Below are 13,646 nucleotides of genomic sequence, written 5' to 3'. Positions count from 1 at the left end.
GCCTAACCGGGAGATACCATCAATCTGGTTCGGACACAGATCTGAAGGGGAGTCGCGTGGCGAGGCAATTGCGTGCTTTCGCGGTCACCGTCCTCGCACTCGCCGCCCTGGGCGTCCCCGCCGGGCTGGTCTGGTCCGCCCTGTCGCCCCGCCCGCCCTACCGGATCACCGAGGGCACCGCCTCGGTGCTCGCCGATCCCGCGACGCAGACGCTGATCGCCGCCGACGGCTGGTTCGCCACCGTCACCGGCGGGCTGGGGCTGGCCTGCGGTGCGCTGGCCTGGTTCTTGAGCCGCCGTCAGCAGCTCGCCGTGCTGCTCGGCCTGTGCGGCGGCAGCGTGCTCGCCTCGTTCGTGACGCTCTGGACAGGGACCACGTTCACCCTCGGCGTGATCGCGGTGGAGGCCTCGGCCGAACCCGGCGTCACCTTCGTCGCCGGGCCGCTCGCGCTGACGGCCGACGGCGTCCTGGTGTCCTGGCCGCTGCTCGCCGTCGGCCTGTTCGGCCTGCTCGAAGGCATGCACGGCTATCGCGAGTCGCCGCTGCGCGCGCCGTACGGGATCGGCTCGCACCCGCCGGCGGCGGACCCGTACCGGATCGGCGAGCCGCCCCCGCGCGGCGACTAGAGCGGCGGGCGACTAGAGCGGCGGGCGGCCAGAGCGGCGGGCGGCCAGAGCGGCGGGCGGCCAGAGCGGCGGGCGGCGGCCGGCGAACCCGGTGGCCCGCTCGAACGCGCGCGCCACGCGCAGCACGCGGGCGTCGGCGAAGGGACGTCCGACGATCTGCACGCCGACGGGCAGTCCCGACGGCGTGAACCCGGCCGGGACGGACGCCGCCGGCGCGTGCAGGACGCTGATCCAGTAGGCCGAGCGCATCCACGTCAGGTAGTCGGGGAGCGGCACGCCGTCGATCTCGCGGACGTACGGGTCCTCGGCGGGGAACGGCGGCACCTGGCTGACCGGCGCGATGAGCACGTCGTAGCGGTCGAAGAAGGCGGCCATCCGCTGGTAGAGACGGCTGCGCGCGCGCTCGGCCCGGGCCAGGTCGGCGCCGGTGACCCGGCGGCCCTGCTCGACGTTCCAGGCGGTGTTGGCGCCCAGCCCGGTCAGCTCGCCGTAGGACAGCGCGTAGAACCAGGCGCGGTAGGTGCGGAAGGCGTCCTCGGCGTCCGACAGGTCGAGCTCGACCTGCTCGACGTGCGCGCCGAGCCGCTCGAACACACCGGGCGCGGTCGCGGTCACCGCCGCGGTCGCGGCGTCCACCGGCAGCCCGCCCAGGTCGGGACTCCACGCCACGCGCAGCCCCGCCACACCCTCCTCGGGCTCAGCGGCGAAAACCTCCTTGATCGAGTACGGGGATCGCGGGTCGAATCCGGATATCACCGACAGCATCAGCGTGACGTCCTCGACCGTCCTGGCCATCGGCCCCTGCACCGACAGGGTGTACCAGGCGGCGGTCTCCGACGGGCTCGGCACCCGCCCCGGCGTCGGCCGCAGACCCACCACGTTGCAGAACGAGGCCGGGTTGCGCAGCGACCCGCCCATGTCCGAACCGCTGGCCAGCGGCACCATCCCACAGGCCAGCGCCGCCGCCGCGCCCCCGCTGCTGCCCCCGGCGGACTTCGACAGGTCGTACGGGTTGCGGGTCACCCCGAACACCTCGTTGACCGTGTGCGACCCGGTCCCGAACTCGGGCGTGTTGGTCTTGCCCACGTTGATCGCCCCGGCCTCCGTCAACCGCTGCACGATCAGATCATCTTTTTCCGGGATATTTCCGGAAAAAAGTGGAGATCCGTAGGTGGTGCGGATGCCGGCCGTGTCCAGCAGGTCCTTGTGCGCCACCGGCACCCCGTGCAGCGGCCCCCGCGGCTCCTCCGCGTCGGCGGCCTTGGCCGCGTCCATCGCCTGCTCGGCCGCCAGCGTCACGATCGCGTTCACCCGGGGATTGACCCGCTCGACCCGGTCGAGGTGCGCCTGGAGCACCTCGACCGCGCTCACCTGCCGGGCCCTGATCAGGCGCGCCAGCTCGGTGGCGGTCAGGTAGTGCAACTCGCTCATGCTGCGATCCTGCCCCACCCGCTCTGCGGCCACGACGGCGAGGTCTGCCCACGCGCGCGCCCCCGCCTGGCGAGATCCGACGGCGGGCCAGGCCGTCCCGCTCAGCCCTGCCGGGGTCAGGCGCCGGAGCAGGGCCCGGCGGGCTGTCAGGTCAGGCGCCCAGGCAGGCGGGGCCGAGCAACTGCTTGAGATCTCCCATCAGCGCAGGGGAAGGCGACACCCGGAGCCGGTCGTCCACCCGCATCACCGTCGTCCGCGGCCCGTTGCGCACCTGCAGGTGCACCTCGTACGTGCCCGGATGGTGGCTGAGGATCTCCTTGAGCCGCCCCACGACCGGCGGTGTGCACCTGGCCAGCGGGAGGCTCACGAGTAACGGGCCACCCGCCTCCTGGCTCAGGTCCGGAGCCGTCACCTCCATCGCGACGATCTTGGCCACGTCCTCGCGCTTGTCGATGCGCCCCTTGACGAAGACGATCGCGTCCTCGGCCAGGATCGTCGAGCAGAGCTGGTAGGCCGACGGGAAGATCATCACCTCGATGGCGCCTTCGAGGTCCTCCAGCTGGGTCAGCACCCAGGTGTCGCCCTTCTTGGTGACCTTGCGCTGGACACCGCTCAGGATGCCGCCGACCGTGACCACCTGGCCGTCGGGGCGGCTCTCGTCCTGGACCGCCGCGATGGAGCAGTCCGCGCCGGAGGCCAGGATGTGCTCGACGCCGAACAGCGGATGGTCCGACACGTACAGGCCGAGCATCTCCCGTTCGAACTGCAGCAGGACGCTCTTGTCCCACTCCCCCGGCGGGATCTGCACGTCGAAGGTCTGGTCCTCGCCGCCCTCGATCGCCCCGAACAGCGAGTCCTGGCCGATGGCCTCGTTCTTCTTGATGTCGATGACGGCGTCGACCGCCTGCTCGTGCACCATGACCAGGCCCTTGCGCAGATGCCCTAGCGAGTCGAACGCGCCCGCCTTGACCAGGGACTCGATGACGCGCTTGTTGCACACGACGGCGGGCACCTTGCGCAGGAAGTCCTTGAAGTCGGTGAACCGGCCCTTCTCCCTACGGGCGGAGATGATGCCGTCCACCACGTTGCCGCCCACGTTGCGCACCGCCGCCAGGCCGAAGCGGATGTCGGTGCCGCGCGGGGTGAAGTCGAAGTCGGAGTCGTTGACGTCCGGCGGGAACACCTTGATGCCCATCCGGCGGCACTCGTTGAGATAGAGGGCCGACTTGTCCTTGTCGTCCTTGACGCTGGACAGCAGCGCGGCCATGTAGGCGGCCGGATGGTTGGCCTTGAGGTAGGCCGTCCAGTAGGAGATCAGGCCGTAGGCGGCCGAGTGGGCCTTGTTGAAGGCGTAGTCGGAGAACGGCAGCAGGATGTCCCACAGCGTCTTGACGGCGGCGTCGGAGTAGCCGTTGGCCTTCATGCCGGCCTCGAACGACTCGAACTGCTTGTCCAGCTCCGCTTTCTTCTTCTTGCCCATCGCGCGGCGCAGCAGGTCGGCCTTGCCGAGCGAGAAGCCGGCGACCTTCTGCGCGATGGCCATGACCTGCTCCTGGTAGACGATCAGGCCGTGCGTCGTGCCGAGGATCTCGGCGAGCGACTCCTCGAACTCGGGATGGATCGGCTTGATCTCCTGCAGGCCGTTCTTGCGCAGCGCGTAGTTGGTGTGCGAGTCGGCGCCCATCGGGCCCGGCCGGTAGAGGGCGCCGACGGCGGAGATGTCCTCGAAGGTGTCCGGCTTCATCAGCCGCAGCAGCGAGCGCATGCCGCCGCCGTCGAGCTGGAACACGCCCAGCGTGTCGCCCCGGCCGAGCAGCTCGTAGGTCCTGCGATCGTCCAGGGGCAGGTCGAGCAGGTCGATGTGTTCACCCGTGGTCGACTCGATCATCTTGAGGCAGTCGTCCATGATGGTGAGGTTGCGCAGGCCCAGGAAGTCCATCTTCAGCAGGCCGAGCGCCTCGCAGGTCGGATAGTCGAACTGCGTGATGATCGCGCCGTCGGCGTCGCGGCGCATGATCGGGATGTAGTCGGTGATCACCTCGGCCGACATGATCACGCCGGCGGCGTGCACCCCGGTCTGCCGGATCAGGCCCTCCAGGCCCTTGCCGAGGTCCATCGTCGCCTTGACGTCGACGTCCTCCTCGTAGAGCCTGCGCAGCTCGCCCGCCTCGTCGTAGCGCGGGTGGCCGGGGTCGAAGATGCCCGCCAGCGGGATGTCCTTGCCCATCACCGCGGGCGGAAACGCCTTGGACACCCTGTCGCCGAGCGCGTAGGGGTAGCCGAGGACGCGGCCCGCGTCCTTGATGGCGGCCTTCGCCTTGATGGTGCCGAACGTCGCGATCATCGCGACCTTGTCGGCGCCCCACTTCTCGGTCACGTAGCGGATCACGTCGGCCCGCCTGCGGTCGTCGAAGTCGATGTCGACGTCGGGCATGGAGACGCGGTCCGGGTTGAGGAACCTCTCGAAGATCAGGCCGTGCGGCAGCGGGTCGAGGTCGGTGATGCCCATCGCGTAGGCCACCAGCGAGCCCGCCGCGGAGCCTCGGCCCGGACCGACCCGGATGCCGCTCGCCTTGGCCCACATGATGAAGTCGGCGACCACGAGGAAGTAGCTCGGGAAGCCCATCTGCTCGATGATGCCGATCTCGTACTCGACCTGCCTGCGGTGCTCCTCGTCGAAGCCCTCCGGCCAGCGGCGGTCCATGCCCTCCCAGACCGTCCTGCGGAAGAACTCGGTCTCCGTCATCCCCTCGGGGACGGGGTAGGTCGGCATCAGGTTCTTGAACGCGAAGAATCCGGTCGGATCGACCTTCTCGGCCACCAGCAGCGTGTTGCGGCAGCCCTCGGCCCACAGCTCGGAGGAGTCGATCGCGCGCATCTCGTCGGCGGTCTTGATGTAGTAGCCGCTGCCGTCGAAGCGGAAGCGGTCCGGGTCGGACAGCTGCTTGCCGGTCTGGACGCACAGCAGGGCGTCGTGCGAGGCGGCGTCGGACTCGTAGGTGTAGTGGGAGTCGTTGGTGACCAGCGGCGGGATCGACAGCTCCTTGCTGATCCTGCTCAGCCCGTCCCGGACGCGGCGCTCGATGTCGAGCCCGTGGTCCATGATCTCCAGGAAGAAATTGTCCTTGCCGAAGATCTCCTGGTATTTCGCCGCGGCCTTGACCGCCTCGTCGTACTGCCCCAGCCGGAGCCTGGTCTGCACCTCGCCCGACGGGCATCCGGTGGTGGCCATCAGGCCCTCGGCGTGCTCGGCGAGCAGGTCCGCGTCCATCCGCGCCCACTTGCGCACGAACCCCTCGGTGTAGGCGCGCGAGCTGAGCTTCATCAGGTTGTGCAGGCCCTTTCTGTCACGGGCCCAGATCGTCATGTGGGTGTAGTAGCCGCCCGCGGAGACGTCGTCCCGCCGCTGGTGCGGCTCGCCCCACAGCACCGGCTTCTTGTTGTGGCGCAGCTCCGGCGCGACGTAGGCCTCGATGCCGATCACCGGCTTGATGCCCGCGCCGGTCGCCTGCCGGAAGAAGTCGTAGGCGCCGTGCATGTTGCCGTGGTCGGTGATGGCGATCGCCGGCATGCCCAGATCGCCGACCTGCTTGAACAGCTGCTTGAGCCGAGCGGCACCGTCGAGCATGGAGTATTCGGTGTGCACATGCAGGTGGACGAACGAGTCACTGGACGACATGGAGTGGCGCCTCCGGTCTGAACGTGTGCTGTGCGCTCCGACTTTAGTGGCCCCCACCGACACTTCGGGCGGCGTCGATGACGGCGTGCCGGACCGGTTCCCAGGGCTCCCCCGGATATCGTCGAAGTCACACAAAGTGACGAAGGAGACACTCGGTGCGCACGGAGACGGACGAGGGCTACCGGAAGGATCTGGGCAACCGGCAGGTCCAGATGATCGCCATCGGCGGGGCGATCGGGGTGGGCCTGTTCCTCGGCGCCGGCGGCCGGCTCGCCGCCACCGGCCCGGCCCTCGTGCTGTCGTACGCCGCCGCCGGCGTCGCCGCGTTCTTCGTCATGCGGGCCCTCGGCGAGCTGGTCCTCTACCGTCCCGCCTCGGGCTCCTTCGTCGAGTACGCGGGCGAGTTCGTCGGGCCGTGGGCGGCGTTCGCGAGCGGCTGGATGTACTGGATCAACTGGGCCTTCACCGGCATCGCCGAACTGACCGCGATCGCCCTGTACGTCCACTACTGGGCGCCCGCCTTCCCCCAATGGGTGACGGCGCTGATCGCCCTGAGCTTCGTCCTGGTGGTGAACCTGCTGTCGGTGAAGCTCTTCGGCGAGCTGGAGTTCTGGTTCGCCATGCTCAAGGTGCTGGCCATCGTGACGTTCCTGGTGGTCGGGCTGGTGCTGGTCGTCCTGTCGGTGGGCCAGGCGGGGCCGCACAACCTCGTCTCGCACGGCGGGTTCTTCCCCACCGGGTTCCCGCTGGTGCTGATGAGCCTGCAGTCGGTGGTGTTCGCCTACGCCTCCATCGAGCTGGTCGGGATCACCGCCGGCGAGACCGCCAGGCCGCGCGAGATCATGCCTAAGGCCGTCAACGGCGTGGTGTGGCGGATCGCGGTCTTCTACGTGGGCTCGGTGGTGCTGCTGGCCATGGTGCTGCCGTGGACCGCGTACGAGGCCGGCACCTCGCCGTTCGTCACCGTCTTCGCCGGCCTGGGCGTGCCGTGGGCGGCCGACGCGATGAACCTCGTGGTGATCACCGCCGCGCTGTCCTCGTGCAACTCGGGCCTGTACGCCACCGGGCGCGTCCTGCGGTCGATGGCCCGTAACGGCGAGGCGCCGCGCTTCACCGGGACGCTCAGCGCCCGGCACGTCCCGATCGGCGGGATCGTGTTCACCGCCGCCATGTTCCTCGGCGGGGTGGCGCTGTTCTACTTCCTGCCGCTGCGAGCCTTCAACATCGCCACCGCCGTCGCCTCGCTCGGCGTGGTCACCACCTGGGGCACGCTGGTCTACTGCCAGTTGCGGCTGCGCCGATCCGGGCACCGCTCGTCGTTCCCGATGCCGGGCACGCCGTACACCAACTGGCTGACGCTGGCCTTCCTGGCGCTGGTGGTGCTGCTGATGCCGTTCGCGGACGCCGACCAGCGGGTCGCCTTCTTCCTGGTCCCCGTCCTGATCGCGGGGATCGCCCTCGGCTGGACGGTGCTCGGCCGCAAGCGGGCCGCCACACCGGCGCAACCGGCGCAACCGGCGGCCGACCCCGCCGAGTGAGCCACGCGAGCGACTTCACGCAGGTGACCCCACGCAGGTGACCCCACGCAGGTGGGCCACGCAGGTGGCTTCACGCAGGTGGTCACGCGGCCGGAACTCGGGCCCGCCGTCAGCGGGTGGTGCGCTCCTCGGCCAGGTGCAGGCCCGCCTCGATGACCGCGTTCATGATCGGGGCCAGCCGCTCCTCACCCAGCTCGGGCGCGCGCTGGGCCATCGTGGCCACCAGCTCGCGCTCGCGGGCGTGGTCGCGCCCCGCGAAGCCGCCCACCGGCTTGAGCCGCTGCACGACGCCGGCCAGCTCGGCCCGGCGCTCCAGCAGGGTCGCCAGGGTGGCGTCGACGCGGTCGATGGCCTGTCTGCACTCGGGCAGCGTGGCGGGGGCCTCCGGGCGGAGCAGGGCGCCGACGAGGGTCACAGCCTCTTCCGCCGCCCGGCGGTCCGCCGGGGTGCCGTCCACGATGAGCCCGTCCGCCCCAGCCGCCACCGCAGCCGTACAAAGACCGATATTTCCGGACACGTCGGCGAGGGCGGGGCGGCCGGACGCGGCCCGCGCGGCTCGCAGCAGTCCCAGGTCAGAACGCTCGCAGAGGATCACCTGATCGTTGCCCTCCGCGACGCAGTAATCCACCACGCCGAGCCACTCCGCCAGCGCGGCGCCGTGTCGGCGCTCCACCACCACCGGCAACCCCAGCGCGGCCACCGCGCGCACCAGCGGGATGTCCCGCGTCCAGGCCGCCCCGATCACCACGCCGCGCGCCCGCGCCGCGATCACGGGCAGGTCGTCCATGCCGGCCGGCTCAGCCAGCGCCACTCCCTCACGCAGGATCGCGCGGGCGTCGCCGCGCTGCGCGCGCAGGCTCACCCGATCGCCGATCACCACGGCGGGCCCGTCGCCCACGCGCTGCGCGCCCAGCGTGACCACATGCCGTTCCAAGGTCGATGACATCTCGGCTCCCCACTCGGCCGGCTCTCCCTGAGCCGGCGGAAAAACCAAAAAGGCAGAGACGCGGCGTCTCTGCCTTTGCCGACTCCAGGTGGTCGCTAGCGGACGACCGGCCCTCCCGGAGCCGGCTCGGTAAACACGTAGCGACAAGTCATGTTTGCACCTTACACCCGCCCTCCACGTGCTGGACACTCTTCCCGAATGATGGACTGTCCTTGCGGCGAGTCGCCGTTGATCCCTCGCTATGGGAGTATTTCTTGGCCTAGAGGGAGGGTTTGAGGCCGTTGATGTCGGATCGCAAGCCGGACGGACGCCGCATCGCCGGTCGTTACCAGCTGCAGGAACCCATTGGCAAGGGTGGCATGGGCATTGTTTGGCGCGCCCATGACGAGCTCCTTGATCGCACTGTCGCGGTCAAGGAAGTCCGCTATGCCGCCGCTCTGGGTGACGAAGTGCAGCTGCTGAATCGGCGCACGATGCGTGAGGCGAGGGCGGCGGCCAGGTTCGAGCACCCCAACGTGATCGTCGTACACGACGTGATCGAAGAGGACGACCGTCCCTGGATCGTCATGCAGCTCGTCGAGTCACGTTCCCTGGGAACGGTGATCAAGCAGGATGGGCCACTACCGCCACGAAAGGTGGCCAAGATCGGACTGGCCGTGCTCGACGCGTTGCAGCGCGCGCACGAGTCGGGCGTGCTGCACCGCGATGTCAAACCTGAGAACGTGCTGCTCGCCGACGACGGCCGGGTGGTGCTGACCGACTTCGGCATCGCCACCCTGGAGACCGAGACGCAGCTGACGGTGACCGGCCTGGCGGGCACTCCGGCGTTCATCGCGCCGGAGCGGCTCAAGGGGCTGCCCGCACGCCGCGAGTCGGACCTGTGGTCGCTGGGCGCCACGCTCTACACGGCCGTCGAGGGCCGCTCCCCGCACGAGCGCGGGATGGCCCTGGCGACCATGCACGCCGTGCTGACGGACGAGCCGGACCCCGCCACCCACGCGGGACCGCTGGCCTCGGTGATCGCCGGTCTGCTGGCCAAGGAGCCGGTCCAGCGCCTGTCGTACGAGGAGACGGCGCAGGCCCTGCGCCGGGTCATCTCCTACTCCGCCGACCGGGCACCGCTCCTCCAGGAGACCCGGGCGCCGGCGACCATGGTGCAGCCGGCGGTCGAGGACGACATGCCGACGGACCCCGACCTGGCGCCCGTCGCGAGCCCGCCACCCGTCGCCGCCCTGCCGGAGACGGGAGCCCGGCTCCAGCCCGCCACTCAGGAGCCACCGCCTCCAGGGGACTACCAGGAGACCGAGCTGAGCGGCTCCAACCGGCGGCAGGCGGTGCCGGTCATCGCCGCGGTCGCCGCGGTGGTGCTGGTGGCCGCCGTCGGCGGCTATCTCGGGCTGCGCGCGGCCCCGGGCGACGATCCCACCGCCGACCCGCGCTCGCTGGCGGTCAGTACAGGCACGTCGCAGCCCTCGTCCGGCGCCTCGGCGCCGCCGCCATCGTCGGCGACGCCCAGCGCCGAGCCCACCCCGTCACCGACCGCGACGCCCACCGACACCCTGACTCCCACGGAGCCGAAGGCGACGGAGGCCGCCCTGCCGGCCGGCTGGAAGCTCTACAAGGACAAGAAGCTCGACTTCACCATCGGGCTGCCGAAGGGCTGGGACGAGTACAAACGCGAGGGCAGCCAGGTCTTCTTCCGTGGGCCCGGCGCGGGCTCCAATGCGTTCATGGCGGTCGACAGAGCGTCGAACCCCGGCTCCGACCCGCTGGCGGACTGGAAGAAGCAGGAGAAGTCCGCCAAGTACGGCTTCGGCGGCTACCAGTTGCTCGACATCAAGAAGGTCGACTTCCAGAAGGCCGCCGCCGACTGGGACTTCACCTGGAACACCAACACGGGCCCGACCAGGGTCCGCAACCGGGGGTTCATCACCGACAACGGCCGCGGATACTCCATCTACTGGCACAACCTCAACAGCAGGTGGAAGAAGGACTACCACTTCTTCGAGACCTTCTGCGCGACCTTCAAGCCCGACCGGTAGGCGCGCGTGGACAGACAGGTCGCGGGCCGCTACCGCCTCATCGAGCCACTCGGTGAAGGCGGTATGGGCGTGGTCTGGCGTGCCCACGACGAGCTGCTCGACCGGCTGGTGGCGGTCAAGGAGGTCCGCTACACCGGGGTGGGCGACAAGCAGCGGGCCGAGCTCAACAGCAGGACCATCAGGGAGGCGCGGGCTGCGGGCCGCCTCGACCACCCCTCGGTGATCGTCATCCACGACGTCGTCGAGGAGGAGGGGCGCCCGTGGATCGTCATGCAGCTCGTCCGCTCCCGGTCGCTGGCCGAGGTGATCCGCGACGGCGGGCCGCTGGCGGTGCCGCAGGTGGCGGCGATCGGCGCGCGGGTGCTCGACGCGCTGCGGGCGGCGCACGCCACCGGGGTGCTGCACCGCGACGTCAAGCCCGAGAACGTGCTGCTGGCCGACGACGGCCGGGTGGTGCTGACCGACTTCGGCATCGCCTCGCTGGAGGCCGAGGCCGGCCTGACGGCGACCGGCGGCCTGGTGGGCACCCCCGCCTACATGCCGCCCGAGCGGCTGAACGGCGAGCCGGCCAGGCCAGAGGCGGACCTGTGGTCGCTGGGCGCGACGCTCTACGCGGCGGCCGAGGGCGCACCGCCGTTCCGCAGGGACTCCTGGGCGGCCACGGTGGCGGCGGTGCTGCGCGACCCGCTGGAGCCGCCGCGCAGGGCGGGGAGCCTCTCGCCGGTGATCGTCGGGCTGCTGCGGCGTGACCCGGCCACCCGGATGCCCGCCGCGCAGGCGGCCGAGCTGCTGGCCAGGGCCGCCGCCCCGCAGGACGGCACGATGCCCATCCCCGTGTCGCGCCCGCCCGGCCGGCGCCGCGTCATGATGGTCGCGGCCGCCGTGGCCGTGGCGGTGCTGGGCGCGGGCGGCGCGCTGGTCGCCACCTGGGCGCTGTCCCCGCCGCGGACGGAGATCGCCGGCCCGGCCACGACGACCCCCGCGCCGTCAACGACCCAGCCGACCGAAACTCCCACCAAAGCTCCCACCGAGACTCCCACCAAGACCCCCGCCAAGACACAGGAGCCCACCCGGCAGCCGCCGGACGGCTGGCGCTCGTACCGGAACACCGACGGCGGCTTCACCACCGCCCTGCCGCCCGGCTGGCGCGCCGCCAAGCACGCCACCAGGGACAGCGTCACCCTGTCAGGCCCCGGCACCACCGGCCTGATGATCATCGAATGGACCGTCCCGGACCAGCCGTGGACCAGTGCCGTACGGCACTGGGAGGCGCTGGAGCAGGAGATCATCCGCGACGGCGGGTTCAAGGGCTACCTCCGGATCGGCATCCGCCCGGTCCGCTATCTCGGCCGGCCCGCGGCCGACTGGGAGTTCACCAGGGTGCGCGAGGGCGAGACCATCCATGTGATCAACCGGGGCCTGCGCACCGCCGACGGCCGCCCCTTCGCCCTCTACTGGGAGACGACCCAGTCCCGCTGGAAAAAGGACCGGCACTACTTCGACAGCTTCGTCGCCGCCTTCCGGCCGGGGGCCGGGACGCCGTGAGCGAGGCGGAGCGGGCCCGCTTCTGGCGGCACCCGGCGGTGCCGGAGGTCGACCTGCTCAAGGCCCGCTACGTCACCCACCGCTTCTCCCGGCACGTGCACGACGGCTACGCCATCGGCGTCATCATCGCCGGTGTGGAGGAGTTCGACTACCGCGGCAGCACGCACCGGGCGGGCGCGGGCGAGGTGGTGCTGGTCAACCCCGACGCGGCGCACACCGGCCAGGCGGGCACCGCGGGCGGCTGGGCGTACCGCATGCTCTATCCGTCCGTGGCGGCGATCGGTGAGATCGCGACCGAGCTCGGCCTGACGTACGGCACCCCGCACTTCGCCGAGCAGGTGGTGCGCGACCCGGCGGTGGCGGCGCTGATGGACCGCGCGCACCAGGCGACCGAGCGCGGCGACGACCTGGCCGCCTCCACGATGACGCGGACGCTGTTCGCGCGGCTGCTGACCCGCCACGCCACGCCGCGGCCCGCCGTGGAGCTCGCCCCCGAGGGCGAGCGGGCGGTGCGCGCGGCGCTGGACGTGCTGCACGAGCGCCTGGTGGACCCGCCGACGCTGGAGGATCTGGCGCGGGTGGTCGGGGCCAGGCCGTTCCCGCTGCTGCGCGCGTTCAAGGAGGCGACCGGCCTGCCGCCGCACGCCTACCTGAACTCGTTGCGGGTGCGGCGGGCCCGCCACCTCCTGCGGTCGGGGGTACGGCCGGCGCGGGTGGCCGCCGAGGTGGGCTTCACCGATCAGGCGCACCTGAGCCGCCACTTCAAGCGCGTCGTCGGCGTCCCTCCGGCCGCCTACCAACGAGCCGCAGGAACGTACAAGAAATAGTCCTGACCTGCACATATCCTCGGTTTCCATGGACCAGACGACACATCGTTCCGCCGCCATCAGGGACGGCCTGGGCGTGGGGCTGGCCGTGGGGCTGTCCGGGGTCGCCTTCGGCGCCGCGGCCGTCACCGCGGGACTGAGCGTGCCGCAAGCGTGCGTGCTGAGCCTGCTGGCCTTCACCGGCGCCTCGCAGTTCGCGCTCACCGGCGCGGTCGGCGCGGGCGGCGACCTGCTCTCCGCCGCCTCCGGCGCGCTGCTGCTCGGCGGCCGCAACACGCTGTACGGCCTGCGGATGGCCGATGTGCTGCGGGTTCGCGGGCCGCGCAGGCTGGTGGCCGCGCACGGCGTGATCGACGAGACCACCGCCGTGGCGCTCGCCCAGCCGACCCCGGCGGCGGCGCGGGCCGGGTTCACGACCACGTTCGCCACCATCTACATCACCTGGAACCTCACCACGCTCGCCGGCGCGCTGGGCACCTCCGCGCTCGGTGACCCCGCCATGCTGGGGCTGGACGTGGTGGGGCCCGCGACGTTCCTGGCCATCCTGTGGCCGCGGCTGGCGGCCAGCGCCGAGCTGCGCCGCCTGGCCGTGGGCGGCATGGCCATCGCGCTGCTGGCCACCCCGTTCTTCCCGCCGGGGGTGCCCGTGCTGCTGTCGGCCCTGGCCGTGCTGGTGGTGCTGGTCCGATGACGCTCTGGTGGGCCATCGCGGCGGTCTGCGCCGGCTGTTACGCGCTCAAACTGGCCGGGCTCGCCGCCCCGCGCCAGGTGCTCGACCATCCCGTGGTGCGGCGCTTCGCCGAGCTGGTGCCGGTGACGCTCCTGGCGGCGCTCATCGCCGTTCAGATGTTCACCCATCAGGGCGCGCTCGCCTTCGACCCGGCCCGTGCCAGCGGTCTGGCCGCTGCCGTGATCGCGTTGCTGCTGCGCGCTCCGTTCCTGGTCGTCCTGGCTGCGGCCGCGGCCACGACCGCGCTTGTCCGAGTCCTTTTGGGGTAGTCGCCCCGCATGT

10 protein-coding genes are annotated in these 13,646 nt (G+C 71.2%); 7 read left to right on the top strand and 3 right to left on the bottom strand.

The window, feature by feature from the left end; all coding sequences use genetic code 11:
• Positions 1-56: 56 nt before the first annotated feature.
• Positions 57-626, top strand: a complete 570-nt coding sequence (locus OHA68_RS30645; RefSeq protein ID WP_327103352.1) for a hypothetical protein — start codon at positions 57-59, stop codon at positions 624-626.
• 12 nt (positions 627-638) lie between these two features.
• On the opposite strand, the gene OHA68_RS30640 is transcribed toward OHA68_RS30645, so the two are convergent.
• On the bottom strand, positions 639-2,057 hold the full coding sequence (locus OHA68_RS30640; protein ID WP_327103351.1) for an amidase: 1,419 nt from the start codon (positions 2,055-2,057) through the stop codon (positions 639-641).
• Positions 2,058-2,208: 151 nt separating this feature from the next.
• Positions 2,209-5,736 carry a DNA polymerase III subunit alpha gene (gene dnaE / locus OHA68_RS30635; RefSeq protein ID WP_327103350.1) on the bottom strand — a complete coding sequence of 1,176 codons (3,528 nt, stop codon included), beginning with the start codon at positions 5,734-5,736 and terminating at the stop codon, positions 2,209-2,211.
• A gap of 155 nt (positions 5,737-5,891) precedes the next feature.
• Between dnaE and OHA68_RS30630 the strand changes: the two genes are divergently transcribed.
• Complete coding sequence (locus tag OHA68_RS30630) at positions 5,892-7,274, top strand: amino acid permease (protein ID WP_327103349.1); 1,383 nt, start codon at positions 5,892-5,894, stop codon at positions 7,272-7,274.
• Positions 7,275-7,383: 109 nt separating this feature from the next.
• On the opposite strand, the gene OHA68_RS30625 is transcribed toward OHA68_RS30630, so the two are convergent.
• The gene (locus OHA68_RS30625) at positions 7,384-8,220 is read right to left on the bottom strand and encodes a chorismate mutase (RefSeq protein WP_327103348.1); all 837 of its coding nucleotides are present in this window, start codon (positions 8,218-8,220) and stop codon (positions 7,384-7,386) included.
• Positions 8,221-8,504: 284 nt separating this feature from the next.
• Between OHA68_RS30625 and OHA68_RS30620 the strand changes: the two genes are divergently transcribed.
• From OHA68_RS30620 to OHA68_RS30600, 5 genes are read left to right on the top strand one after another with little or no spacing between them, the layout of a single operon-like run.
• Entirely contained in the window at positions 8,505-10,262 is a 1,758-nt protein-coding gene (locus OHA68_RS30620; protein WP_327103347.1) for a serine/threonine-protein kinase, read from the top strand.
• Positions 10,263-10,268: 6 nt separating this feature from the next.
• On the top strand, positions 10,269-11,807 hold the full coding sequence (locus OHA68_RS30615; protein ID WP_327103346.1) for a serine/threonine-protein kinase: 1,539 nt from the start codon (positions 10,269-10,271) through the stop codon (positions 11,805-11,807).
• Complete coding sequence (locus tag OHA68_RS30610; RefSeq protein ID WP_327103345.1) at positions 11,804-12,634, top strand: AraC family transcriptional regulator; 831 nt, start codon at positions 11,804-11,806, stop codon at positions 12,632-12,634. Before OHA68_RS30615 ends, OHA68_RS30610 begins: the two co-directional genes overlap by 4 nt.
• A gap of 28 nt (positions 12,635-12,662) precedes the next feature.
• Entirely contained in the window at positions 12,663-13,325 is a 663-nt protein-coding gene (locus OHA68_RS30605) for an AzlC family ABC transporter permease (protein ID WP_189139979.1), read from the top strand.
• A complete protein-coding gene (locus OHA68_RS30600; RefSeq protein WP_327103344.1) occupies positions 13,322-13,633 on the top strand; it encodes an AzlD domain-containing protein in 312 nt (103 codons plus the stop codon). The genes OHA68_RS30605 and OHA68_RS30600 overlap by 4 nt, the downstream gene beginning before the upstream one ends.
• Positions 13,634-13,646: the final 13 nt, after the last annotated feature.

The organism is Nonomuraea glycinis, from assembly GCF_035920485.1.
Taxonomy (GTDB): Bacteria; Actinomycetota; Actinomycetes; order Streptosporangiales; family Streptosporangiaceae; genus Nonomuraea; species Nonomuraea glycinis.
The sequence above is the reverse complement of the archived record's forward strand: the minus strand, read 5'-3'. Positions and strand labels throughout refer to the sequence as shown.